Genomic DNA, 25,153 nt, shown 5'->3' with positions numbered 1-25,153 from the left:
TCACGCTAGGACCCGTTCAGAATGACCCGGAACGCCCCTTTAGCCCTGGGTTTTCCCCAAACCCGGAGGAAACTCGCACCACGCTCAGGGCAGCAGCGCGGCGGCCAGCGGGTGGACCGTCTCCTCGATCTCGTCGGCGACCCGGCTGAAGCACTGGTCGCCACGACCCCACGGGTCGTCCAGATCATCGGTGGCCAGCGCCGAAGCGCCCAGCCGCGCGTCGTGAGCCGCGGCCACCAGGGCCATCCCCCGGGCGTAGACGGCCTCCGGGGTGGCGTCACCCGGCGGCAGCGCTGCGGCGTCCACAGCGGCCAGCAGCCGGCCGAACTCGCCCAGCACGAACGTGCGGGCCGCCGCGTCCGGACGAAGCGCCACCACGTACTCCTGCTGGTCGGCGGTGGCGGTCAGGACCAGGTCGGCGGCGTCGATGTGGTCCGAGCGCAGCTTGCGCGCGGCGAACCCCGCCACGTCCCCACCACGGCCGGTGACCTGCCGTGCCGCCGGCGGGTTCATCTCCTCGCCCGCGTGCCAACCACCCGTGCCGGCGCTGTGGCTGTGCACCAACTCCTCGGCCTGGGCCGGGTCCTGCGAACGCCGGGTCAGCCGCTCCCGCACCGCCAGGGCCAGCAGCCGCTCCGCCATCGGCGAGCGGCAGATGTTGCCCATGCAGACGTGCAGAACAGTGAACGGGGGCACTCAGACCGCCCGACCGTCGACGAGATCCGGAACCACGTCGCGCAGCTTCTCCAGCGGGATCGCCCCGGCCCGCAACAGCTGCGGCACCTCACCGGTCAGATCCACGATCGTGCTGGGCACCGGGTCCGGGCAGGGGCCGGCCTCCAGATAGGCCCGCACCGAGTAGCTGAGCTGGTCACGCGCCTCGTCGGCGGTGACCGCTGCCGGCTGGCCGGTCTTGTTGGCCGACGAGACCGCCATCGGGCCGGTCTCGCGCAGCACCTCCAACGCCACCGGGTGCAGCGGCATCCGCACCGCCACGGTGCCGGTCTTGTCGCCCAGGTCCCACTGGAGGCTCGGCGAGTGCTCGACCACGATCGTCAGGGCACCCGGCCAGAACGCCTCCACGAGGTCCCGTGCGGCAGTGGGCAGCGAGAAGACCAACCCGTCGAGGGTGTGCCGCGAGCCGATCAGCACCGGCGGCGGCATCTGCCGACCCCGGCCCTTGGCATCGAGCAGCGCCTTCACCGCGTACGGGGTGAACGCGTCAGCGCCGATCCCATACACGGTGTCCGTCGGAAGAACGACCAGCTCGCCGTTCTTGACCGCCTCGATCGCCGCAGCGATGCCGCGGTCCCGATCGGCGGGCGACCGGCAGTCGTAGAGCATCACGAGGAGTCAGTCTGCCACGCCGCCCCGATCGGGGCGTGCTGGCCGTCCGCCCGTCGGGACGCGGTCGCGTAGCGGGGACGCCCGGTGAGGTCCAGATGCTCCGTCACAGCGGTGAAGCCGCCGTCCTGAGCGAGCAGCTCGGGCACCGCCGCGCCGTGGGTGTCGTCGTGCTCGACGCCGAACACGCCCCCCGGGCGCAACAGCACCGCAGCCCGGGCGACGACCGGCCGGATCACCACCAGACCGTCAGCGCCGCCGAAGACCGCCTCCGCCGGGTCGTGCCCGGCCACCTCCGGCGGGACCACCACGTCGTCCGGCACGTACGGAGGGTTGCAGAGCAGCACGTCCACCCGGCCCACCAGCTCGGCCAGCAGGTCCGGCGCCGTCACATCGGCCTCGACCACCTCGATCGGGCGGTCCCCCGCCGCGGCGCGCTCCGCCGCGTTGCGCCGCAGCCAGGCCAGCGCCGCCGGGGACCGCTCCACAGCGATCACCCGCGCTCCCGGCAGCTCCTGAGCCACCGCCAGCGCGATCGCGCCCGAGCCGCTGCACAGGTCGACCACCACCGGGTCGGGTCGGCCCTGGGCCTGCTCGACACCCCAGCCGGCCAACAGCTCCGTCTCCGGCCGGGGCACGAAGACACCCGGGCCGACCGACAGCTCCAGGTGCCGGAACCCGGCCCGACCGGTCAGGTGCTGCAACGGCTCGCGCGCGGCGCGGCGGCGCGTCAACTCGTCGAGCCGCACCAGCTGGTCGTCGCTCAGGTCGTCGGCGAGGGCCAACCGACCCCGGGAAACCCCGAGCACGTACGCCGCCAGCAACTCGGCCTCCACCCGGGCGGAGCCGACCCCGGCGGCGGCGAGCGCGCGGGCCGCTCGGGCCACCGCGGCGGACGGCCGGATGGGGCCTGTCCCTTCGGGGGGGTGTTGCGGCAAAGTACTCACGACATAATCATGAAGCGTCGCGGGCGGCGTGACGAACAGGTGCGCCCAGGCGCGCACGACAGGAGGTTGGCGGGTGGGCTGGCTCGACCGGGTCGATGACCAGGTTGACGCCCTGACGCGCGCCCGGGCGTTGCAGGAGGCCAGTCGCTCCGCGGAGGCGTACGTCCTGTTGGAGCGTGTGATCCGCACCACCAACGACCCGGCGGCGCGAGCGGACGCGATGGTGCAGCGCCTCTCCGCGCTGATCAATCTCGGTCGGACCGCGGAGTTCACCAGGGCCATCGAAGAGGCGTCGGCGGCGGTCCGCGACCTCGCCGAGCCCTATCTGCACGGTCACCTCAACGCGCTGGCCGCGCTCGCCGCGCACCACCAGGGCGCACTGGACCGCTGCGTCATGCACCTCGTCCGGGCCGCCCGGGCGCTGGGCGCCGTCGCCGACCCGGACCGGGACACCGCCTGGGGCTGGCACGACCTGGCCATGGCCTACAGCTACCTCAGCTTCCACGGGTACGCCCTGGGCGCCATCGAACGGGCGCGGCAGCTCGGGCTGACCGCCGGGATCCCGGAGGAGACGTTCGCCGCGCCGGGCATCCGGCTGCGCAACGCCGTGGCCCTGGACCACAACGGCGACAGCGACGGTTGTCTGCGGGTGCTCCGGGACGTGGCCGCCGACCTGACCCGCTTCGTCCGCGCCGGGCGGGCCGGGCAGCTACGCCCGAGCAGCCTCGCCGCGTACGGCTACGCGGCGGCCCGACAGGCGGCGCTCGGCGATCAGGTGGCGACCGAAGGCCCCGAGCCGGCCCGTTTGATCACCCACGGCGGAGACAGCGCCCGCGCCCGCGACCTGCGTCAGCTCGGGCAGGTGTGCCTCGCCGTCGCCGACGGCCGGCCGATCGAGGCGGTCGCCAGACTGGACACCGTCCAGGTCTCCAACGAGACGCTCGGGGCGGCCGAGCCGGCCCGACTGCGCAGCATCGCGTTGACCCGCGCCGGGGACCACCTGGCGGCGCACCGGGCCGACCGGCTGGCGTTCCGGCTCGCCGCGCAGCGCAACGACCGGCTGCGCGACGTCTACATCGACGGCATCGCCGCCCGCATCGACCACGAGGAGATGCGCCGCGAGGCGGCGCGCTTCGAGGGCGAGGCGTTGACCGACCCGCTCACCGGGCTGCCCAACCGCCGCCGGCTGGAGCGCTACATCACGGCAGTGGTCACCCGTGGCGATCGAGTGGTGATCGGCGTCTGCGACCTGGACGGCTTCAAGGCGGTAAACACCCGGCACGGGCACCACTCGGGCGACCTGGTGCTGCAACGCATCGCCGGCGTGATCAACCGGGTGATGCGCCGGGGCGACTTCGTGGCCCGCTACGGCGGTGACGAATTCGTGGTGGTGCTGCCGGACACCGGCATGACCGAGGCCGCCGAGGTGGCCCGCCGGATCGAGGCCGCGGTCCGCCTGGAGGACTGGGAGTCGTTGGTCCCGGGCACCCCGGTCGGGGTCAGCATCGGCTTCGCCGAGGTCTCCGGTGGCAGCGGGCTGCGCGACGCGCTCAGCGTCGCGTTCGAGCAGGCCGACCGCGAGATGCTCCGCGCCAAGACCCGCCCCCGCGCGAGCTGACCCCCGGCCGGCGGCGGGTCAGCTCGGTGGCCGCGGTCAGCGGCGGGTCAGCTCGGTGGCCGCGGTCAGCGGCGGGTCAGCTCGGTGGCCGCGGTCAGCGGCGGGTCAGCTCGGTGTCACCGGCGAGCCGGGCGGCCCGGTCGGCCTCGGTGAGGGCGTCCAGCACCCCGTCCAGCTCGCCGCCGAGCGCCAGATCCAGGTTGTACGCGGTGTAGCCGATCCGGTGATCGGTGATCCGGTTCTGCGGGTAGTTGTAGGTGCGGATCCGCTCCGAGCGGTCCACGGTGCGCACCTGCGCCTTGCGCGCGTCCGAGGCGGCGGCGTCGGCCTGCTCCTGGGCGGCGGCGAGCAGCCGGGCCCGCAGGATCCGCATCGCCTGCTCCCGGTTCTGCAACTGGGACTTCTCGTTCTGGCAGGAGACGACGATGCCGGTCGGCAGGTGGGTGATCCGCACCGCCGAGTCGGTGGTGTTCACCGACTGGCCACCCGGGCCGGACGAGCGGAACACGTCGATGCGCAGTTCGTTCTGGTCGATGGTGACGTCGACGTCCTCGGCCTCCGGCAGCACCAGCACCCCGGCGGCGCTGGTGTGGATCCGGCCCTGCGACTCGGTCACCGGAACACGCTGCACCCGGTGCACGCCGCCCTCCCACTTGAGCCGCGACCAGACGCCGTTGCCGCCGTCCGGCACACCCTTGGTCTTGATCGCCAGGGAGACGTCCTTGACCCCGCCGAGGTCGGAGTCCTGCGCGTCGATCACCTCGGTGACCCAGCCGTGCCGCTCGGCGTAGCGGGTGTACATCCGCAGCAGGTCACCGGCGAACAGCGCAGACTCCTCGCCGCCCTCACCGGCCTTGATCTCGACGATCACGTCCTTGGCGTCGTGCGGGTCGCGCGGAATGAGCAGCTCGGCGAGCCGCTCCTCGAGCACCGGCAGGGACCCGGCGATGGCGTCCGCCTCGGCCCCGAAGGACGGGTCCTCGGCGGCCAGCTCGCGAGCCGCGGCCAGATCGGCGCGGGCCTGCTCCAACTCGTCGGCGGCCTTGTGCAGCGGCACCAGCTCGGCGTACCGGCGACCGACCCTGCGCGCGGTGGCCTGGTCGGCGTGGATGGCCGGATCGGCCAACCGCTTCTCCAGCTCCGCGTACTCGTCGAGAAGGCCGGCCAGACGCTCGCTGCTCATGCTGCGGATGCTCCTTCGACGGTGCGCGACGACCGGGCCGGGGCCGGGAGGCCAACGGCCGGGCGGAAGTGGAGGAAAACGCGGACGGCGCCCGCGTCCGGTGAAAAACCGGACGCGGGCGCCGAACGAGGAGTTACTTGGCCTTCTTGGCCTGAACCTTGGCGTACTTCTGCTGGAACTTCGCGACCCGGCCGGCGGTGTCGAGAACGCGCTGCTTACCGGTGTAGAACGGGTGGCAGGCGCTGCAGGTCTCGGCGTGGATCGCCCCGCCCTTGGCGGTGCTGCGGGTCGTGAACGTGTTGCCACAGGAGCAGCTGACCTCGGTGGTCACGTACTCCGGGTGGATGTTTGCCTTCATCGCCTCGGTCCTCTCGTTGGTGGTCGCCGGGTCGCCGTCATCGCTCGTCGCGCCGTACGCGACGGGCTCGGGCGTGAACCGGAACCGGTGGCCGATTGACCAGTGTGCCATGGGCCTGAGCCGACCCGGTAATCGGGCCGCACACCTCGTCCGGCATCGTCAACACGTGCCTACCCGTCCGCATTCCCGCCGCCCGGCGGGGCATTCGCGCACCCGGCGGACCGCCGCCAGGTACCCCGGCCGGGGTACGCCCGTCGAGCCGGAGGTGCGTCGATGACCCGCCTGATCGCCACCCGGGGACTGCCCGCCTCGGGCAAGACGACGTTCGCCCGCACGCTCCAACCGTCAGTGGCGCGGGTCAACCGGGACGATCTGCGCCGGATGCTGCACGGTGAACGGTTGTTCACCCAGTGGGCCGAGGCGCAGGTGACCGCCGTGCAGCGGGCCCAGGTCGAGGCGTTGCTGCGGGCCCGCGCGGACGTCTGCGTGGACGACACCAACCTGCGCTCACGGACGCTGCGTGACTGGGCCGAGCTGGCCGCCCGCCACGGCGCGGACTTCGAGGTGCACGACTTCACCGACGTGCCGCTGGACGAGTGCCTGCGCCGCGACGCCGCCCGCCCGGCCGCCGATCAGGTCGGCGCGGACGCGATCCGCCGGCTGCACGAGCGGTACCTCCAGGGGCGGGAGTTGCCGTTGCTGGTGCCGCAGGCCCGCACCGGACGCCCCGCCGTGGTGCACCCGCCGTCGGCCGAGCCACCGGAGATCGTCCTGGTGGACATCGACGGCACCGTCGCGCTGGCCGTCTCCCGTAGCCCGTACGACATGACCAGGGTGGGCCAGGACCAGCCGAACACGGCGGTGATCGCGGCGGTCCGGGCGATGCACGCCGCCGGCTACGGGGTGGTCTTCTGCTCCGGGCGGGACGCCTCCGCCCGCGCGGCCACCGAGGCGTGGCTGGCCCGACACGTCCGAGTGCCCTACCTGGGCCTGCACCTGCGGGCCGTCGGCGATTCCCGGAAGGACTCGATCGTCAAGCGGGAGATCTACGACCGGGAGATCCGGGACCGTTACCGGGTGGCCGGTGTCTTCGACGACCGCGTCCAGGTGGTCCAGATGTGGCGATCCCTCGGCCTCACCGTCTTCCAGGTGGCCGACGGCGACTTCTGAGGTGGCCGGACGGGCCCCCGCGCATGAGGGCCCGTCCGGACAGTTCACCCGGTGACGGTGATGGTGGCCTCGGCACGGGCGCCGTTGACCTCGACCGTAAGGCGTATCGGCGCGCCGGGCCGCAGTGCCGTCAGGGCGCCGGTGGCCGGGTCGAACCGGGCGGTGTGCCAGGGACGCACCCCGGCCGCCGAGCCGACGTGCACTCCCGGCGAGGCCGACCAGTCGGCGCTGACCGGTGCGACCACCGGGACCGTACGCCCGCCGGGCTGGGTCAGCGTGGCGGTGACCGCCGCGGTGGTGCCGACCGCGACGCTGGCCGGGGCGGTCACCGTGAGGCGGTCGGTGTGCGCGTGGAACTCCGCGTCCACCCAGCGCGGGCCCTCGGCGAGCGGGTCACGGCGGGCCCGGTCGGCCTCGGCCGGGGTCACCGGGTCCACGCCGAACTCCGTCCAACCGGTGAAGCCGCCCTGGTCGGCGGGGGTGGACGGCGTCTTGCCCGCATTGCCGTTGATCACGTACGGCACCCCGTCCACCCGATCGGCGTGGAAGGTGCCGACGTGCCCGCCCACGAACAGCGCGCCCTTGCCGGTGCGGTGCTGGAAGTCGGCCAGCCACTGCTCCAGCAGCGCCGCCTCCTTGCGGTCGCCGAGCTGGCTGGCCTGCGCCGGGCTCGGGTCACGCGGCGGGTGGTGGTGCAGGACGACTACCGAACCCACGCGCCGGTCGGTGGCCGCCGCGTCCAGCGTCTCGCGGAGCATCCGTACCTGGTCGAAGCCGCCGCCGCGCAGCGTCCCGGTGGACGAGTTCAGCGTGACGAACCGGGTGCCGTTGTGGTCGAACACCCGGGAGGTGGCACCGAACGCGGCAGCGAAATTGCTGATCGGCGCGCCCATGATCTCGTGGTTGCCGGGCACGTAGTACCAGGGCAGCGCGTCGCCCAACTCCTCGTCGAGAATCCGCCGGGCCAGCGCGAAGTCCGCCGGGTAGGCGGTGTCCACGAAGTCACCGTTGATCAGGAGGAAGTCCGGCCGGGCCGCCCGCACCTCGCGCAACGTCCGCCGGGCCTGGGCGACCAGGTCGCTGTCCGGGTCGGCGGCGACGAACTGGGCGTCGGAGAGCACCGCGAACCGCCACGGCGCGCCGTCCACAGTGCGGTCGCGGACCACCACCCGATCGGTACGCGGGGCCACCTCCGGCACGTCGACGGTCGGGGGCACCTTCGCCACCAGGTCGTCGATGATCACCTCGCTGGAGTACTGCGCCGCGGCGTTCGTCTCGGCCACGTAGAAGCGGCGTACCCGCACCGGGTACTGCACCCCGGCCGGCACCGCGAACTCCACGTACCGCCAGCCGGTCCAGGTGATCAGTGGGCCACGCAGCACGTGCTGGGTGTCCTGGGCGTCGTGCAGGTGCAGGCTCGGCCACTCCCCGCTGCCGTTGCCGTGGATCCACATCCCGAAGGCCTGCGGCTGACCGGGCACCTCGATCCAGGCCGGCGGATCGGCGTACGCGGCCCGCGTGCCGGTGGACTGGCTGAAGTCGTACGACATTCGCAGGCCGGTGCCGGTGTGCCCGGGCGCCGGCGCCACCGAACCGCTGGCACGGGCCTGGCTGAACCGCCAGGACGCGGCGTCGTCGAAACCGGCTACCGGCACGTCGGTCAGCCCGACGGTGACCGGCAGGACAGCGCTCGTGCGTCCGACGTGAACGGTCACCAGGCCCGCGCCGGTGTCCCGCAACGCGGCGATGGACAGGTTGCCGTCCCTGGTGGGGGTGATCCGCAGCAGGTCCCGGTCGTAGTCGACTGTGAGGTCGGCCGGCTCGATCGGCGCGGTGTTGCCTTCGGCGTCGTACCCGACCACGCCCACCAGGGCGTTACCGTCCCGGCCGGTCAGCCCGACCCGCGGCGTGGTGGTGCCGATCCGAGCCAGCGGGCCGAGCACTGTGAGGTTCAGCGAGCCGGTGACCCTGCCCCGTGCGGCGGTGACCGTGCTGGCCCCCGGCGCGCCGGCGCGGAACACGCCGTCACGGCCGACATGGCCGCGTACCGCCGGGGTCGCCCGCCAGGTGGGGGCGCCGGCCGCCGGGCCGTACGTCTCGTCGTAGCCGGACGCGGTGAGGGTGCGGGTCAGCCCCGGGAAGACCCGGTCGGGCCGCCCACCTCGCACCGGTGAGACGCCCGGGGCGGCGGTGGGGTCGCTGGCCGTCTCGACCCAGTAGCCGGCGAGTCGCCCGCTGCCCTTCGGCGCGTAGATGGCCAGGCCGTTGGGCACGGCCCGCTCACTGCCGTCGGAGGGGCCGTTCTCCAGCTGCACGGCGGGTGCGCCCGGCTCCCGGGCCAGCAGCGTCGACGATCCTCCACCATCAAGGTTGAGCGCGTGGTGGGCGCCCAGCTCGGCCATCATCCGGCCCATCTCGGTCTGCGTCACGCCGCGGCTGTCGACCTGACGGCCGTCCACCGTCAGCATGATCATCTTGCGACCGTCGGCGCTGAACCCGACGGCGGTGCGGGGGGCGAGGGTCGGGTCGGCGATGCTCTGCACGACGCCGTCGCGGACCAGGACGTTGCCGCCTCCGACCGCCGCGTGCAGGGTGCTGCCGTCGGAGGGCTTCGGCCGCCAGGCCACCGCCACCGGGTCACCGGGGCGCAGGCCGGCCAGCGCGTCCGCGCCGAGGTCGCGGCCGAGCAGCACGGTGCTGCCCGCGACGATCGGGCCGCTGCCGGCCACGCTTCCCACAGCGGCCACCCGACCGCCGGTCACTGTGACCTCGACCACCCGGGCCGCGCCCTCGACGGCACGCTGCCGGGAGTACGTCCCCCACAGCTCGGTGAAGGCGCCGATGCCGTCGGCCTGCACCATGTTGTTGAACTGGGTCAGCGGGACCGGCCCGGTGGGCAGGGTGGCGCTGCCGTCGAAGTTCACCTCGATCACCCGCCCGAGCCCGTTCGTGGTGACCGCCACCGCGTTGCGGTGACCGCTGACCCCCGACTGGATCAGCTCACCGTCGCGGACGCCGACGCCCTGGGCGGCGCCGGAGTTGTTGATGTCGAAGAAGTCGCCGTTGACAGCGGCGACAGCGTGCGACTGGTCCACCGCCCTTCGCAGCGGCTCGGCCCGGCTGACCGCGCCCGAGTTGACGTAGTCGACGGTGGAGCCGCCGGCCAGGTCTGTGGTGAGCGCGTCGGCGCGCAGCCAGCCCTCGGCGTCGTACCTGTCGAAGGACGTCAGCTGCACGCCCGGCGCGACCGGCCGGGTGGCAGTGGTGGTCTCCAGCCCGCCGGCCGGCTCCAGACCACCGGCGTCGGCGGTCGGGGCGGTAGCGACTGTCGGGGTGGCGGCCAGGCTGACCGAGCCGGCCGGGCCGGAGGACGCGGGCGGCGCGTCCTCGGCGATGGTGAGTGAGGCCACTGTGGGCGGGGCGATGGTGGGTGCGGCGGTGGCCGGCGGCGACAGGGCCAGGGCGAGCAGCGGCGTCAGCAGCAGGACGCCGGTGCGGCGGGCGGATCGTCTGCGTGTACGCATGGACGACAGTCAACCCGGCACTGAATAGAAGTTTCAATACCTGTCGACTAAACCGAAGGAAAATTCCATCAACTCACGGCGCGGGCGTCATCTCCCGCCCGCTGTGCCTCCCGCCGACTGCGGGTGTCGGGCCGGGGGCATGACGAAGGGGCACGGCCGCGATGGCCGTGCCCCTTCGTCGTCACCCGGGGATGGTTACTCCCCCGGCGTCGACTTCGCGATCTGCATCAGGAACTCGATGTTCGTGCGGGACTGCTTGAGCCGGTCCAGCAGGAGATCCATCGCGGCCTGCGAGTCCAGCGAGTGCAGCACCTTCCGGAGCTTGTGGATGATGGCCAACTCTTCCGGTGCGAGCAGGACCTCTTCCTTACGCGTACCGGACGGGTTGATGTCGATGGCCGGGAAGGTCCGCTTGTCGGCGATCTTCCGGTCCAGCTTCAACTCGGCGTTGCCGGTGCCCTTGAACTCCTCGAAGATGACCGTGTCCGCCATGGACCCGGTCTCCACCAGCGCCGTGGCGATGATGGTCAGCGACCCGCCGTTCTCGATGTTGCGGGCCGCGCCGAGGAAGCGCTTCGGCGGGTAGAGCGCTGTGGAGTCGATACCACCCGACATGATCCGGCCGCTGGCCGGCGCCGCCAGGTTGTACGACCGACCGAGCCGGGTCACCGAGTCGAGCAGCACGACGACGTCGTGTCCGAGCTCGACGAGGCGCTTGGCCCGCTCGATGGCCAACTCCGCCACCGTGGTGTGGTCCTGCGGCGGACGGTCGAACGTGGCCGCGATGACCTCGCCCTTGATCGACCGCTGCATGTCGGTGACCTCTTCAGGCCGCTCGTCCACCAGCACCACCATCAGGTGGCACTCCGGGTTGTTGCGGGTGATCGCGTTCGCGATCGCCTGCAGCACCATCGTCTTACCCGCCTTGGGCGGAGACTGGATGAGTGCCCGCTGGCCCTTGCCGATCGGCATGACCAGGTCGATGACCCGGGTGGTCAGGATGTGCGGCTCGGTCTCCAGCCGCAGGCGCTCCTGCGGGTAGAGCGGGGTGAGCTTGTAGAACTCCGGACGACGCCGGGCCTCCTCAGGCTCCATCCCGTTGATCGTGTCCAGCCGCATCAGCGGGTTGTACTTGTCGCGCCGCTGGTCGCCGCTGTTGCCGCCCTCTCGGGCCGCCCGCACCGCACCGGTGATCGCGTCACCGCGGCGCAGGCCGTACTTCTTGATCTGGGACATCGAGACGTACACGTCGTTCGGGCCGGCCAGGTAACCGGTCGTCCGCACGAAGGCGTAGTTGTCGAGCACGTCGATGATGCCGGCCACCGGGACGAGCACGTCGTCCTCGTTGACCTGCGGCTCACGCCCGCCGGTGTCGGCACCGGTCTCGGTGCGCTCGCCGCGCCCGCGGCGACGGTCCCGGAAACGGCTGCGCCGGCCGCGCCGGCCGCCACCCTCGTCGTCGTCGTCGCCGTCCCGCTCGACACGCTGACCACGGTCGTTGCGGTCGTTGCGGTCACCGCGGTCGGGTCGGTCGTTGCGCTCGGCACGTTCGCCACGATCGGCACGCTCGCCCCGGTCGTTGCGCTCGGTCCGGTCGGTCCGCTCGCCCCGGTCGGTCCGCTCGGTCCGCTCGCCCCGGTCGGCACGCTCGCCACGATCGGCACGCTCGCCACGATCGGCACGCTCGGTCCGCTCGCCCCGGTCGGCACGCTCGGTCCGCTCGCCCCGGTCGGCACGCTCGCCCCGCTCGGCACGCTCGCCCCGCTCGGCACGCTCGCCCCGCTCGGCACGCTCGCCACGCTCGCCCCGCTCGGCACGCTCGCCCCGGTCGGCACGCTCGCCACGCTCCGGACGCTCGGCCCGGTCGCGGCGGTTCTCGCCACGGTCGGCCCGCTCGCCGGCATCCGCCTCGTCGGTACGCGTCTCGGTCGCCCGAGCCTCAGTCGCCCGAGCCTCAGTCGCCCGAGCCTCAGTCGCCCGAGCCTCAGTCGCCCGAGCCTCAGCGGGGCGAGCCTCGATGGTACGGGTCTCCGCAGTTGCGGTCCGGCTCCGCCGGGTGCGGCTACGGCCCTCGGTCTCGGCGGCCGGCTCGGCCGGCGCCTGCTCGGCACCGCGTCCTTCGGCTGCCGGCCGGTCGGCGGTCTCCCGCACCTCGGCGCGCACTCCCTCACGGGTCGGGGCGGCCGCGGCCGCGACCTCGGCCCGTGGTCGAGGGGTCCCGGCGGCGTTGCCGCCCTGCCGCTCGGAAATCGCGGCGATCAGCTCGCCCTTGCGCATGCGAGCCGTGCCGGAGATGCCGAGCGACGCAGCCAGGCTCTGCAGCTCTGGCAGCAGCATCGCCGACAGACCGGTGCCGCTACGCCGACGACGGGCGGGAGCGGCTGCGGTGGCATCGCCAGCGACGTTGGAAACATCCGACGTCACGTCGGTGGTGTCGCTCAATGGATTCCTTCCCTCGATAAGGCCGGGACTGCCCGGAGTCGGAGCTCAGGTGGCCGGGCGGCCTCGGTGCACCCGCCTCGCAAGGACGCGTCGCGGGAGTCTGTGACACAGCAGCCGGTCGGTATCCCGACTCACCAACGTCGGTGAGCAGGTCTCGCCGTCTGCGGCGACCTGTGGAAACTGCGGTGCGGCGTGGGCCTTTGGCAGGGGTAGACGGGCTGACCGCCGAGAGCTTCGGGGGTGCGCCGCCCCGCAGGAGATCGCGTGCTTCGCGGCTGTGCTAGGTCTAGAGCGTAATCAACTCTTCCGACCTGCGGCAACAGGGTCCCGCTCGGCGTGTCCAAGTCTACCCCGGGCGACCCGTGCGCCGCTGACGTCTATCGGTAACTGCCAGATCTCCCAGTCTGTTCCCACTGGGAAGCCCGCTGGAGGCTGGTTGAGCGCCAGTACAGTCGGCCCCGCCCCACTGACCACAGCTGCCACATCGGCCGCTCGCAACGCGCTGACCAGGGCAGACGTGCCTGGCATCCCGGCGGCGCGGTAATCCTGGTGGAGCCGGTCGACGGTGGCCGGCAGCAGCAGGGTCGGGTCCGTGGTGAGCGCGTGCACCAGCAGCGCTGCCCGCCCGGCGGTCAACGCGGCGTCACAGTGCGGCACGGTTGCCGGCAGAGCGGCCCGCGCGGTCGCGGTCAAACCGCGTTCCGCGGGGACGAAAACAGTGGGCCGCACCGCTGCGGCGACCGGCAGGGAGACCGCCCGGGCGCCTTCCGGCTCGGACCAGGCCACTGTGAAACCGCCGAGCAGGCACGGCGCCACATTGTCAGGGTGGCCCTCGATCTCGGCGGCCAGTCGCAGCGCGCCGGCGTCGTCGAGGCGGCGCTCCCCATCGACGACCAGGGCACGGGCCAACAGCACTCCGGCGACGATCGCGGCGGACGAGGAGCCCAGCCCACGTGCTTGGGGGATCCGGTTGACGCACTCCACGCTCAGCCCCGCCGGGTGGGCTCCGAGCACGTCGAACGCGGCGCGCATGGCTCGCACCACGAGGTGCCGGTCGTCGTCGGGCAGCTCACCGGCGCCCTGCCCGGTCACTGTCACCCGGACACCACCCGAGGCGACCTCGGCGGCCACGTCGTCGTAGAGCCCGAGGGCGAGACCCAGCGCGTCGAAGCCCGGGCCCAGGTTGGCGCTGGTCGCCGGGACGCGGACCCGGACCGGCTCGGCGGTGAAGTTCGTCGGCACGCGCTCATGCTAGGGCTCGGGACCGACGAACCGGTCCCGCGCCCGCTGCCTGGGATCGCCGAGTTCAGCCGGCCGGGTCCGGGACCGGCTCGACGGCCGGATCGGTGAGCGACAGCCGGCGGGTGGCGATCCGCCAGCCGACCGCGTACACGAGGGTGATCAGACCGCAGCCGGCGAGCACCACCCGTTCGTCGACCGAGTCCACCACCAGGGCCACCGCCAGTTGACTCACCGAGATCGCCAGCGTCGCCAGCATCATGTCGGTGGCGAAGACGCGGCCCCGCAACCGGTCCGGAACCTCACCCTGAAGGGCGAAGTTCGACATCACCCAGTTGCTGCCGCCCGCGAAGTGCGCCACGAAGACCAGCAACAGCACCAGCGGGAACCATCGCACCACCGAGGTGCCCAGGTAGGACAGGCCGTAGAGCGACATGGACAGCGCGAGCCCGGGCAGCAGCCAGGCCCGGTTGGTCAACACCCGGCGCATCAGGATTGGCCCCACCAACGCTCCCGCGCCGCGTACCGCGAAGAGCAGGCCGGCGCCGAGCGAGCCGACACCGTACACGCCGGCCAGCAGCGGAAACACGGTCAGCACGCCGTTGCCGAGGCCCACCGCGGACTTGACAGTGACCAGTGCGAGCACCCGGGGGCGGTGACCGATGTAGCCGAGCGCCTCGCGGACCGCCGACCAGGTCCGCTGGGCCGGTTGGTCAGCGTCGCGGGGCGCCTGCAACGGCCGGCGGATGCGGGTGGCGAGGGTCGCGGCCACCGCGAGGCCCGCCGCCGCCACCCAGAAGCAGACGTACGGGCCGGCAGCGGTGCTGAGCACGCCGCCGAGCGAGGCGCCGACCACTGTCATGGTGCCCCAGGCCGAGCCGGCGACGGCGTTGCCCGCGGCGAGTTCGTGCGGCTCCAGCACGTTGGGCAGCGCGGCCTGGGCGGCCGGCGAGTAGAACGCCTTGGCGACCGCCACCACACCGATCGCGACCAGCGCCAGCCACGCCGTTCCGGCGTTCCGCACTCCGAGCAGCAGCAACACGCCCGCCAGCGCGGCCACGTTCGCGGCGATCATGATCTTCCGGCGATCGAAGCGGTCGGCGATCGTGCCGGTGTACGGCAGCAGCAACGCCACGATGCCGGTGTCCACCGCCAACACCAGCGCGCCCCACACGCCGCTGCCGGTCAGGTGCGGCAGCAGCACCAGCAGCGGCACCATGACGAACCAGTCGGCGCCGAAGACCACCAGCTCGGCGAGGAACAGGTTGCGGAAGCTCCGATTGCCGGTCAGAACCGAGAGGGTGGATGCCACGGAGCGCGACCCTACCTGGTCGTCGTCGAAGCCATACCCGCTCCCAGCAGCGCCGAGACCGTGACGAAGGTGTAGCCGCGCGACCGCAGCCCGTTGATCATGTCGGTCAGGCCCCGCAGTGCGACCAGCCGCCGGCGCGCACCCACATCGTGGCCGAGCACTATCGTTCCCGGTCGGACCTCGGCCACGATCCGTCGGGCGTGACCGGCCGGATCGTCGGGGAACTCGCGCTCCACCATCTGCAACGACCAGAGCACCAGCCGATAGTCCAGCCGGGCCGCCGCGTGCAGCACCGCCCCGCCCAGGTGGCCGTACGGCGGGCGGAGGATCGTCGGCGGCACCCCGGTCAGGTCAGCGATCGCGTCGTGGCTGCGGCGCAGGTCGTCGTACGCCTCGGCGGCGTTCAGTTCGGCCAGGTCCCGATGCTCCCAGCTGTGGTTTCCCACCTCGTGCCCGGCGAGCCGGTCGCGGACGACGTCGGCGTGCCGGCGGACCTGCGCCCCGACCATGAAGAAGGTGGCCGGAACCCGGTGCTGGGCCAGGGTGTCGAGCACCATGGGAGTCCACTGTGGTGCGGGGCCGTCGTCGAAGGTGAGGGCCACCAGGCGCTGGTTGGTCCGCCCGGACCAGACGACCTCCAGCGCGCCGGAGCTGACATCCTGCTGGCCGTTACCGAGGGTGGTGCTGGCGGGGCCGCCGGCGATCGGCATCCGACGATGGGTGATCCACCACGCCTCGGACGTCCCCGCGCCGATGGCCACACCGCCCGCCACCAACAGGCCACGGCGCAGCAGATCGCGCCGCCCCCACCCGCTCGCGCCCTCGGCCATCCGCCCGCCCCGCTTCACCCACACCCCCACTCGTCTACGAGGAGTATGCAAGAAGTTACACAAAGCATGGGGTGGGCGAGTCGGAGTGTTCTCGGTCGAATGAACCTGAAACGCCCCCGGCGAAAATCCGCCGGGGGCGTTCCGAAACGCGCTGCGACCTACTCGGTCGGCTCCGCCGGAGGCAGCGGCGAGGTACGGCTACGCGGCAGCCGCAGCACCTCGAACTGGTCCGTGCCCTCCACCAACGCGGCCGACGGCGCGGGTCGCCCGGCCGGTTGCACACCCTCGGCCGCTACCGGGGCGGGCGCGCCGCTCGGCACCGCTACCTGATTCGGCGCTGGCACCTCGTCGGTCTCCGTCGTGGTCACCGCCGACCCTCCGGAGCGCCGCCGTGCGCGCCGACCCCGCAGCGACTCCTTGGTGTGCTCCACCATCGTGTACAGCGTCGGCACCAGGATCAGCGTGAGCAGCGTCGAGCTGAGCAGACCACCGATCACCACGACCGCCAGCGGCTGAGAGATGAAGCCGCCCTCACCGGTCAACCCGAACGCCATCGGCAGCAGCGCGAAGATGGTCGCGACCGCCGTCATCAGGATCGGGCGAAGCCGGCGACGGCCACCTTCGACCACCGCCTCCCGGACCCCCATGCCCTGCGCCCGGTACTGGTTGATCAGGTCGAGCAACACGATCGCGTTGGTCACCACGATGCCGACCAGCATCAGCACACCGATCAGCGCCGGCACACCGAGCGGCGTCCCGGTGACCAACAGCAGACCGATCGCACCGGTCGCCGCGAACGGGATGGAGATCAGCAGGATCAGCGCCTGGGTGAGGCTGCGGAACGTGGCCACCATGATCAGGAAGACGATGGCGATCGCGGCCAGCACCGCCAGGCCCAGGTCCGCGAAGGCGTCCGCCTGATCCGCGCTGACACCACCGATGGTGAAACTGGCACCCGGCACGTTGATGCCGTCCAGCCGCTTCTGCAGCTCCTGGCTGGTCGCGCCCAGGTTCGAGCCGGTCGCCGCGCCGGTCACCGACACGCTGCGCTCACCGTCGATCCGGGTGACCTGCTGCGGGCCTTCGCCCTGGGTGACCTGCGCGATGTCGCCCAGCTTCACCGGGCCAACCGGCAGTGCCCGCAGCTGCTCCACCGTCGTCGGCGGCTGCGTGCCCAACCGCAGCACCACGTTCTGCTGCTGGCCGTCGAGCGCTACCTGACCCAGCGGCGCTCCCCGGAACGCCTGCGACACGAGCTGCCCCACGGCGGCCTCGGTGAGCCCGACACGACCCGCGGCGACCCGGTCGACCACCACGTCGACCCGCGGCACCCGCGCGGCCAGGCTGGTGGAGACGTCCTCGACGTCCGGGACGCCGGCCATCGCGGCCCGCGCCTCCTCGGCGGCCCGAGTCAGCGCCTCCGGGTCGCTGGCCTGGACGATCACCTCCAGCTGGCTGGTCGACGCCTCCTGCCCGCCACCGAAGCTGATCTCGCCCACACCGGCGCCGAGCTTGTCGAACTCCTTGCGCAGCACCTCACGCATCTGCTTCGCGTCGGTGTCACCGTCGAGCGCCAGCGACCAGCTGGCGACGTTGTTGCCGCCGCCGCCCGCCCACGGGTTGTCGCCACCGCCCGCGGTGACCTGGTACGTCTCGACGCCGTCGGTGCGGGACAGCACCGACTCGACCTGCTTGGCCGCCGCGTCGGTGGCCGCCAGACCACTGCCGGCCGGCAGCTCCTGGCTCATGTTGAGGGTGTCCTGGCCGGAGTCGTCCAGGAAGTTGGTCTCCAACTTCTGCGCCAGACCGAAGGTGCCGAAGAGCACCAGCAGGCCCAGCCCGACGGTGATCCAACGGGTCGACCGCTTGCGGGTGGCGAACCCGATGACGGGCAGGTACGCCCGCTGCAACGGGCTGCGCAGCTCCTTCTCCTCCGCGGCGTGCCGTATCGCCTCGTCGTCAGCGGTGCCGCCGCGCGGCTTGAGGAACCAGTACGCGAGGACCGGGATCACTGTCAGCGACACCAGCAGCGAGGCGAGCAGGGCCACCGTCACGGTGATCGCGAACGGCGCGAAGAGCTGGCCCACGAACCCGCCGACCAGCGCGATCGGCGCGAACACCGCCACCGTGGTGAGGGTGGACGCGGTCACCGCACCGGCGACCTCCCGGACGCCGGTGATGATGGCGTGCCGTTTCTCCTCGCCGTACTCCAGGTGTCGTTTGATGTTCTCCAACACCACGATCGAGTCGTCGACCACCCGACCGACCGCGATGGTCAACGCGCCGAGGGTGAGCAGGTTGAGCGAGTAGTCACCGATCCACAGGGCGATCAGTGCCACCAGCACGGAGAGCGGGATGGAGACCGCGGTGACCACCGTCGAGCGCACCGAAAGCAGGAAGACCAGGATGACGATGACCGCCATCACCAGGCCCAGCAGACCCTCGGTGGTCAGCGACTCGATCGACTTCTCGACGAACGGCGCCTGGTCGAAGACCACTGTCAGCTCCGCGCCGGAGGCGTCCTTCAGGTCGTCGAGCCGATCCCGGATCTCGTGCGAGATCTCCACGGCGTTGCCGTCCGGCGCCGCGGTGACCGCGATACCGAGGCTGTCCTTGCCGTTGGTCCGGGTGATCGCCGTGGCCGGGGCGAGCTGCTGCTCGACAGTCGCCACGTCACCGAGGCGAACGGGTGCCGCGGCCGGGGCGACCACGATGCCGCGCAGGTCCTCCAGGGTGGAGATCGGCGTGCCGACCTGCACCGGGAGGGCCAACGCGCCGTCGGTCACCGCGCCGGCCGGAACCGCCACGCCGTTGGTCTTCAGCGCCGCGCCGATCGCCGTCGGCTGGATCTTCGCGGCGGCCAGCTTCGCCGGGTCCGGGGTGACCACCACGACGTCGTCGCGGGTGCCGGTCACCTCGACAGTGCGTACCCCCTCGATGCCCTCCAGCTCCGGCACCACTGTCGCGCGCAGCTTCTCGGCGAGCGCCCGCTCGTCCGCAGTGCCGGCCGCGGCCAGCACCACCGCCGGCAGGTCGTCGGTGCTACCCGCGATGACCTGCGGGTCGACGCCCTCCGGCAGCTGGGCGTCGATCCGACTCAACGCGGTCTGCATCTTGTTGACCACGTCGTCGAGGTCGGTGCCGAACTCGTACGTCACCTGGACGGTGGCCGCCCCCTCGCGGGAGGTGGAGGTGACCTGGTCCAGACCCGGGATGCCCTGGAGGGCGTTCTCGATCGGCTCGGTCACCTGCGACTCGACGATCTCGGGGCCGGCGCCGGGGTAGGGAGCCACGATGAACGCGGCCGGGAACTCGAGCGACGGCAGCAGTTGCTGCTTCAGCGACGGCACGGCGAACACTCCGAACACCGTGGTCACCACCGCGATGAGGGCAATCAGCCCTCGGTTGGCGAGGCTGAATCTGGCGAGCAGCGACATCGGCCTGGCTCACTCCTGAACGAGAATGCGGGCGGGGATACCCGAAAGTGTGCCGGACTCGCATACCTCGACCCCCGCCGCCCCCGGGCCGTCGCGCCGCTCAGCTACCCGCCGTCGATCATCACCCGGACGGTGGCGCGCTCAGGCCAGGTCGAGGGCGCGCGCCGCGGCCAGTGGGTCGTTCGCGATGGTCACCGGCGCCGGCGCTGTGGAAATCGCCCATTCCGGGTCCTTCAGCCCGTGGCCGGTCACCGTGCAGACCACAGTGGAACCGGGCGGCACCGCGCCCGCCGCTGCCTGCTGCAACAGGCCGGCCACGCTGGCCGCGCTGCCCAGCTCGACGAAGACCCCCACCTCACGGGCGAGCAGACGGTACGCGGAGAGGATCTCCCGGTCGGTCACCGACGCGATCAGGCCACCGGAGGCGTCTCGGGCATCCAGTGCCTTGGTCCAGCTCGCCGGGTTGCCGATCCGGATCGCGGTGGCGATGGTGGACGGCTCCGGCACCACCTGGCCGGTCACGATCGGGGCCGCACCGGCGGCCTGGAAGCCGTACATCTTCGGGGTGCGGGTGGTGGCGCCGGCGGCCAGCTCCTCCCCGTATCCCATCCAGTACGCGGAGATGTTGCCGGCGTTGCCGACCGGCAGGCAGTGGATGTCGGGCGCGTCACCGAGCGCCTCGACGATCTCGAAGGCGGCGGTCTTCTGGCCGTGCAACCGGTCGATGTTGACCGAGTTGACCAACGCGACCGGGTAGTCCTGGGCGAGTTTGGCGGCCGTCGCGAGGCAGTCGTCGAAGTTGCCGTTCACCTGGAGCAGCTTCGCGCCGTGCACCAGCGCCTGGGCCAGCTTGCCCAGCGCGATCTTGCCCTGCGGCACCAGCACGGCGCAGGTCAACCCGGCCCGGGCCGCGTACGCCGCGGCGGAGGCGCTGGTGTTGCCGGTGGAGGCGCAGATGATGGCCTTGTTGCCGGCCTCGACCGCCTTGGACACCGCGAGGGTCATCCCCCGGTCCTTGAAGGAGCCGGTCGGGTTGGCGCCCTCCACCTTGAGGTGCACGTCGCAACCGAGCCGGGCGGACAGCACCGGCGCCGGCAACAGCGGGGTGTTGCCCTCGTGCAGCGTGACGACCGGCGTGGCCGCGGTGACCGGCAGCCGATCCCGGTACGCCTCGATCAGACCCCGCCACATGTCGCTCTCCTCGCCTCTACCGCCGCGCCCACCCGATTGTCAGGGCCACCTTGAACCAGCCTGTCGGAGTGGTCAATGGCACACCCCCGCCTACCCACCTGGCGGGACGCGCGGGCCGTCCCGTCGATGATGCAACGACTCAGGCGTCGCCCTCGACCCGCAGCACACTGGTCACCGACCGGACGATGTCCAGACCGCGCAGCTCGCCGACGGTCGCGGCGAGCGCGGCGTCCGGTGCCACATGCGTGACGATGACCAGCTCGGCGTCGCCGTCGCGGCCCGCCGGCCCGCCCGCCGAGCCCTGCCGCACCGTCGCGATCGACACGTCGTGCCGGGCGAACACGCTCGCCACCGAGGCCAGCACACCCGGACGGTCGGCGACGTCGAGGCTCACGTGGTAGCGGGTCAACGCCTCACCCATCGGCCGGACCGCGAGGTCCGCGTACGCGCTCTCGCTGGCCGCGCGCACCCCGGCGAGCCGGTTGCGGGACACCGCGACCACGTCACCGAGCACCGCGCTGGCGGTGGGCGCGCCGCCGGCGCCCCGACCGTAGAACATCAACTGCCCGGCCGCGTCCGCCTCCACGAAGACCGCGTTGAACGCGTCCCCGACGCTGGCCAGCGGATGGCTGCGCGGGATCATCGCCGGGTGCACCCGGACGCTGACCGTCTCGCGGCCGGTGGGGTCGACACCCCGGGCCGCGATGCAGAGCAGTTTGATCGTGCAGCCCATCGCCTGAGCGCTGGCCATGTCCGCGGCGGTCACCTCGGTGATGCCCTCGCGGTGCACGTCGGCGGCGCCGACCCGGGTGTGGAACGCCAGCGAGGCGAGGATCGCCGCCTTCGCCGCCGCGTCGAAGCCCTCCACGTCGGCGGTCGGATCGGCCTCCGCGTACCCCAGGGCGGTGGCCTCTTCGAGGGCCTCGGCGAAGCCGGCACCGGTCGCGTCCATCGCGGAGAGGATGAAGTTGGTGGTGCCGTTGACGATGCCGGTGACCCGGTTGATCCGATCGCCGTGCAGCGACTCCCGTAGCGGACGCAGCAGCGGGATGGCCCCGGCCACTGACGCCTCGTAGTAGAGGTCGCCGCCGCCCTCGGCCGCCGCCTCGTGCAGGGCCACGCCGTCCTCGGCGAGCAGCGCCTTGTTGGCGGTCACCACGCTCTTGCCGGCGCGCAGCGCCTCGACCAGCCAACTCCGGGCCGGTTCGATGCCGCCGACCACCTCGATCACCACGTCCACGTCGTCGCGCTTGATCAGGCCGAGCGCGTCGGTGGTGAAGAGGTCCTCGTCGACCGGCAGGTCACCTCGGTCGCGGCCGAGCCGACGGACGGCGATGCCGGCGATCTCCAGCGGAGCGCCGATCCGCGCGGTGAGGTCGGCCGACTGCTCGTGCAGCAGCCGGACCACCTCCTGGCCGACAGTGCCACAGCCGAGCAGCGCCAAGCGCACAGGTGACGTCATCCAACATCCAATGCGAGCAGGTCCTCTTCGGTTTCCCGCCGGACGATCAGGCGCGCCTGGCCGTCGCGCACCGCGACCACCGGTGGCCGAGGCACATGGTTGTAGTTGCTGGCCATGCTTCGGCAGTACGCACCGGTGCCGGGCACTGCGACAAGATCTCCGGGCTGCACGTCGGCGGGCAGGAATTCATCCTTCACCACGATGTCCCCGGACTCACAGTGCTTTCCCACCACGCGGGCGAGCAACGGCTGCGCCGTCGAGGCCCGCGAGGCCAGCGTCGCCGAATAGGACGCGTCGTAGAGGGCGGTGCGGATGTTGTCGCTCATCCCGCCGTCGACGCTGACGTACGTCCGGAGGCCGTCGAGGTCCTTGACCGTGCCGACCTCGTAGAGGGTGAACACGGCCGGCCCGACGATGGCCCGACCCGGCTCGATCGACAGGTGCGGCACGGCCAGGTTCTCCGCCGCGCACTCCGAATCGACGATCTTGCGAAGCCGCTTGGCCAGATCCTGCGGGGTCGCCGGGTCGTCCTGGGTGGTGTACGCGATGCCGAAGCCGCCGCCCAGGTCCAGCTCGGGCAGCTCCACCCCGCGCGCGTCGCGGATCTGCGCCTGAAGGGCGAGCACCCGCCGGGCCGAGACCTCGAAGCCACTGGCGTCGAAGATCTGTGAGCCGATGTGCGAGTGCAGCCCGCGCAGCTCCAGCACGCCCTCGTCGAGGATCTTGAAAGCGGCGTTCGCGGCGGCGCCGCCGGCCAGCGAGAAGCCGAACTTCTGGTCCTCGTGGGCGGTAGCGATGAACTCGTGGGTGTGCGCCTCGACGCCCACGGTGACCCGGACCAGCACCCGGGGCCGGACCCCGCGCTCACGGGCCAGCGCGGTGAGCCGGTCGATCTCGGTGAACGAGTCGACGATGATCCGGCCCACCCCGGCGTCCAGCGCCCGACCCAGCTCGGCGACCGACTTGTTGTTGCCGTGGAAGCCGATCCGCTCCGGCGGCATTCCGGCCGACAGCGCGGTGGCCAGCTCGCCACCGGTGCAGACGTCCAGGTGCAGCCCCTCCTCGGCGATCATCCGGACCACCGCCCGGCAGAGGAACGCCTTGCCCGCGTAGAACACGTCCTCGGTCGGGAAGGCCGCCCGGAAGTCGCGGCAGCGCGAGCGCAGGTCGGCCTCGTCGAGGACGTACACCGGGGTGCCGAACTCGGCCGCGATGTCGCGGACGCTCAGGCCCGCGACGGCGACCGCGCCGTCGGCGCCGCGCGTCACCGACCGCGGCCACAGCGCCGGCACGAGGGCGTTGACGTCGGCCGGGGCACGCAGCCAGGCCGGCCCCTGGTTGCTGATGTCCGCGTGCAGCGCACCAGCCTCATGAGCCCTCATGTCACATCCTCTCGGGTGCGGAGACGCCGAGCAGGTAGAGGCCGTTGGCGATCACCGTGCGGGTGGCGTTGTTGAGCCAGAGCCGAGCGCGGTGCAGGTCGGTGATCTCCTCGTCGCCCAGCGGCAGCACCCGGCAGTTGTCGTAGAACCGGTGGTAGGAGGCGGCGACGCTCTCCTCCAGGTAGCGGGCCACCCGGTGCGGCTCCCGCAGCTCGGCGGCCGTCGCCACCACAGCGGGGAACTGCGCGAGCGCCTTGAGCAGCTCGTTCTCCTTCTCGTGGTCGAGCAGCTCGGGGCGGAACGCGTCGGCGTCGCCCGGAACCAGCCCCACCTCGGCGGCGTTGCGGGCCACGCCCGCCGTCCGGGCTGCCACGTACTGCACGTAGTAGACCGGGTTGTCGCGGGTCGCCCGGGTCCACAGCTCGATGTCGATGTCGATCGGGGAGTCGCTGGAGTAGCGGGCCAACGCGTACCGGGAGGCGTCCACGCCGATCGCGTCGACCAGGTCCTCCAGGGTGATCACGGTCCCGGCCCGCTTGCTCATCCGCATCGGCGCGCCGTCGCGCAGCAGGTTGACCAGCTGCCCGATGAGGATCTCCAGGTTGCGCTCCGGGTCGTCGCCGAAGCAGGCGGACATCGCCTTCATCCGGCCGATGTAGCCGTGGTGGTCGGCGCCCAGCATGATCACGACCCGCTCGAAGCCGCGCTCGCGCTTGTCCAGGTAGTAGGCGCAGTCCGCGGCGAAGTACGTCCACTCGCCGTTGGACTTGCGCAGCACCCGGTCCTTGTCGTCGCCGAAGTCGGTGGTGCGCAGCCAGGTGGCGCCCTCGGACTCGTAGAGGTGCCCCTGCTCGCGCAGCCGGTTCAACGCCAGGTCGAGCTCACCCCGGTCGTGCAGGTCCTTCTCGTTGAAGTAGGTGTCGAACTCCACCCCGAAGTCACGCAGCGAGGTGCGGATCTCGTCGAACATCAGCGCGACGCCCTCGACCCGGAAGACCTCCTGGGCGGCGTCGTCGTCGAGCGAGCGCACCTCCGGCCGGCGGGCCTGCACTTCGGCGGCGATCTCGGCGATGTACGCCCCGCCGTAGCCGTCCTCCGGCGCCGGCTCACCCTTGGCGGCGGCGAGCAGCGACCGGGCGAACCGGTCGATCTGCGAACCGGCGTCGTTGAAGTAGTACTCCGTGCCGACGTCGGCGCCGGTGGCCCGCAGCAGCCGGCTCAGCGCGTCACCGACGGCCGCCCAGCGGACCCCGCCGATGTGCACCGGCCCGGTCGGGTTGGCCGAGACGAACTCCAGGTTGATCTTCTCGCCGGCGAGCCGGTCGCTGCGGCCGTACTCAGCGCCGGTCTCCACGATCACCCGTGCGAGCTGAGCGGCCGCTGCGGCGTCGAGCCGGATGTTCAGGAAGCCCGGCCCGGCGATTTCCACCGATTTGACGCCCGGTGCCCGGCCCAGCTCGTCGGCCAGGGCCGTCGCCAACTCCCGGGGCGGGACGCCCACCTTCTTGCTCAACTGCAGCGCGAGCGTCGAGGCGTAGTCGCCGTGCTCGGGGTTGCGCGGTCGCTCCACCACGGTGCTCGCCGGCAACGCGGCGCGGTCGAGCCCACGCTGCTCGAAGACGGCGTGGGCGGCGGCAAGGACGACCGAGGCTAGTTCTGCAGGAGTCACCCAACCATGTTATCGGGGGTAGACTCGGGCACTCGGCGGCTCCCC

17 protein-coding genes are annotated in these 25,153 nt (G+C 72.2%); 2 read left to right on the top strand and 15 right to left on the bottom strand.

The genetic code is table 11. The features are described from left to right. Nucleotides 1-84: 84 nt before the first annotated feature. From OG598_RS32415 to prmC, 3 genes are read right to left on the bottom strand one after another with little or no spacing between them, the layout of a single operon-like run. The gene (locus OG598_RS32415) at nt 85-696 is read right to left on the bottom strand and encodes an arsenate reductase/protein-tyrosine-phosphatase family protein (RefSeq protein WP_328652351.1); all 612 of its coding nucleotides are present in this window, start codon (nt 694-696) and stop codon (nt 85-87) included. Continuing rightward, nucleotides 697-1,344, bottom strand: a complete 648-nt coding sequence (locus OG598_RS32410) for an L-threonylcarbamoyladenylate synthase (protein ID WP_091406475.1) — start codon at nt 1,342-1,344, stop codon at nt 697-699. Beyond that, nucleotides 1,344-2,291, bottom strand: a complete 948-nt coding sequence (gene prmC / locus OG598_RS32405) for a peptide chain release factor N(5)-glutamine methyltransferase (RefSeq protein WP_328652350.1) — start codon at nt 2,289-2,291, stop codon at nt 1,344-1,346. The genes OG598_RS32410 and prmC overlap by 1 nt, the downstream gene beginning before the upstream one ends. 73 nt (nt 2,292-2,364) lie before the next feature. Between prmC and OG598_RS32400 the strand changes: the two genes are divergently transcribed. Further along, entirely contained in the window at nt 2,365-3,909 is a 1,545-nt protein-coding gene (locus OG598_RS32400) for a GGDEF domain-containing protein (protein ID WP_328652349.1), read from the top strand. A gap of 94 nt (nt 3,910-4,003) precedes the next feature. Here OG598_RS32400 and prfA read toward each other — a convergent pair whose 3' ends face one another. Continuing rightward, the gene (gene prfA / locus OG598_RS32395) at nt 4,004-5,092 is read right to left on the bottom strand and encodes a peptide chain release factor 1 (protein ID WP_328652348.1); all 1,089 of its coding nucleotides are present in this window, start codon (nt 5,090-5,092) and stop codon (nt 4,004-4,006) included. A 133-nt stretch (nt 5,093-5,225) separates the two neighbouring features. Further along, nucleotides 5,226-5,450 (bottom strand): 50S ribosomal protein L31, encoded by a 225-nt coding sequence (gene rpmE / locus OG598_RS32390; RefSeq protein WP_030333150.1) that lies wholly within the window; start codon nt 5,448-5,450, stop codon nt 5,226-5,228. A 273-nt stretch (nt 5,451-5,723) separates the two neighbouring features. Between rpmE and OG598_RS32385 the strand changes: the two genes are divergently transcribed. Continuing rightward, a complete protein-coding gene (locus OG598_RS32385) occupies nt 5,724-6,620 on the top strand; it encodes a phosphatase domain-containing protein (RefSeq protein ID WP_328652347.1) in 897 nt (298 codons plus the stop codon). A gap of 44 nt (nt 6,621-6,664) precedes the next feature. Here OG598_RS32385 and OG598_RS32380 read toward each other — a convergent pair whose 3' ends face one another. From OG598_RS32380 to argS, 10 genes are all read right to left on the bottom strand, one after another. After that, nucleotides 6,665-10,144 carry a phosphodiester glycosidase family protein gene (locus OG598_RS32380; RefSeq protein ID WP_328652346.1) on the bottom strand — a complete coding sequence of 1,160 codons (3,480 nt, stop codon included), beginning with the start codon at nt 10,142-10,144 and terminating at the stop codon, nt 6,665-6,667. Nucleotides 10,145-10,339: 195 nt separating this feature from the next. Beyond that, entirely contained in the window at nt 10,340-12,586 is a 2,247-nt protein-coding gene (gene rho / locus OG598_RS32375; RefSeq protein ID WP_328652345.1) for a transcription termination factor Rho, read from the bottom strand. Between the two features lie 297 nt (nt 12,587-12,883). Then, nucleotides 12,884-13,828, bottom strand: coding sequence for a homoserine kinase (gene thrB, locus OG598_RS32370; protein WP_328652344.1), 945 nt, complete (start codon nt 13,826-13,828; stop codon nt 12,884-12,886). A 64-nt stretch (nt 13,829-13,892) separates the two neighbouring features. Beyond that, entirely contained in the window at nt 13,893-15,137 is a 1,245-nt protein-coding gene (locus tag OG598_RS32365) for an MFS transporter (RefSeq protein ID WP_328652343.1), read from the bottom strand. An 11-nt stretch (nt 15,138-15,148) separates the two neighbouring features. Further along, entirely contained in the window at nt 15,149-15,991 is an 843-nt protein-coding gene (locus tag OG598_RS32360) for a polysaccharide deacetylase family protein (RefSeq protein ID WP_328652342.1), read from the bottom strand. A 134-nt stretch (nt 15,992-16,125) separates the two neighbouring features. Then, nucleotides 16,126-19,404, bottom strand: a complete 3,279-nt coding sequence (locus OG598_RS32355; protein WP_328652341.1) for an efflux RND transporter permease subunit — start codon at nt 19,402-19,404, stop codon at nt 16,126-16,128. Between the two features lie 141 nt (nt 19,405-19,545). Beyond that, a complete protein-coding gene (gene thrC / locus OG598_RS32350; protein WP_238687367.1) occupies nt 19,546-20,595 on the bottom strand; it encodes a threonine synthase in 1,050 nt (349 codons plus the stop codon). 139 nt (nt 20,596-20,734) lie between these two features. Continuing rightward, the gene (locus tag OG598_RS32345) at nt 20,735-22,045 is read right to left on the bottom strand and encodes a homoserine dehydrogenase (RefSeq protein WP_238680642.1); all 1,311 of its coding nucleotides are present in this window, start codon (nt 22,043-22,045) and stop codon (nt 20,735-20,737) included. 8 nt (nt 22,046-22,053) lie between these two features. Continuing rightward, complete coding sequence (gene lysA / locus OG598_RS32340; RefSeq protein ID WP_091405932.1) at nt 22,054-23,439, bottom strand: diaminopimelate decarboxylase; 1,386 nt, start codon at nt 23,437-23,439, stop codon at nt 22,054-22,056. A gap of 1 nt (nt 23,440) precedes the next feature. Beyond that, nucleotides 23,441-25,108, bottom strand: coding sequence for an arginine--tRNA ligase (argS, locus tag OG598_RS32335; RefSeq protein WP_328652340.1), 1,668 nt, complete (start codon nt 25,106-25,108; stop codon nt 23,441-23,443). Nucleotides 25,109-25,153: the final 45 nt, after the last annotated feature.

The sequence above is a fragment of the Micromonospora sp. NBC_00330 genome (assembly GCF_036136635.1).
In the GTDB taxonomy this organism is placed as follows: domain Bacteria; phylum Actinomycetota; class Actinomycetes; order Mycobacteriales; family Micromonosporaceae; genus Micromonospora; species Micromonospora salmantinae.
The sequence above is the reverse complement of the archived record's forward strand: the minus strand, read 5'-3'. Positions and strand labels throughout refer to the sequence as shown.

Bases quoted from the DNA above. Each gene is read 5' to 3' on its own strand.
- OG598_RS32410 (WP_091406475.1), bottom strand. From the start codon at position 1,344: ATGCTCTACGACTGCCGGTCGCCCGCCGATCGGGACCGCGGCATCGCT.
- rpmE (WP_030333150.1), bottom strand. From the start codon at position 5,450: ATGAAGGCAAACATCCACCCGGAGTACGTGACCACCGAGGTCAGCTGC.
- thrC (WP_238687367.1), bottom strand. From the start codon at position 20,595: ATGTGGCGGGGTCTGATCGAGGCGTACCGGGATCGGCTGCCGGTCACC.
- lysA (WP_091405932.1), bottom strand. From the start codon at position 23,439: ATGAGGGCTCATGAGGCTGGTGCGCTGCACGCGGACATCAGCAACCAG.
- OG598_RS32380 (WP_328652346.1), bottom strand. From the start codon at position 10,144: ATGCGTACACGCAGACGATCCGCCCGCCGCACCGGCGTCCTGCTGCTG.
- OG598_RS32385 (WP_328652347.1), top strand. From the start codon at position 5,724: ATGACCCGCCTGATCGCCACCCGGGGACTGCCCGCCTCGGGCAAGACG.
- prfA (WP_328652348.1), bottom strand. From the start codon at position 5,092: ATGAGCAGCGAGCGTCTGGCCGGCCTTCTCGACGAGTACGCGGAGCTG.
- OG598_RS32355 (WP_328652341.1), bottom strand. From the start codon at position 19,404: ATGTCGCTGCTCGCCAGATTCAGCCTCGCCAACCGAGGGCTGATTGCC.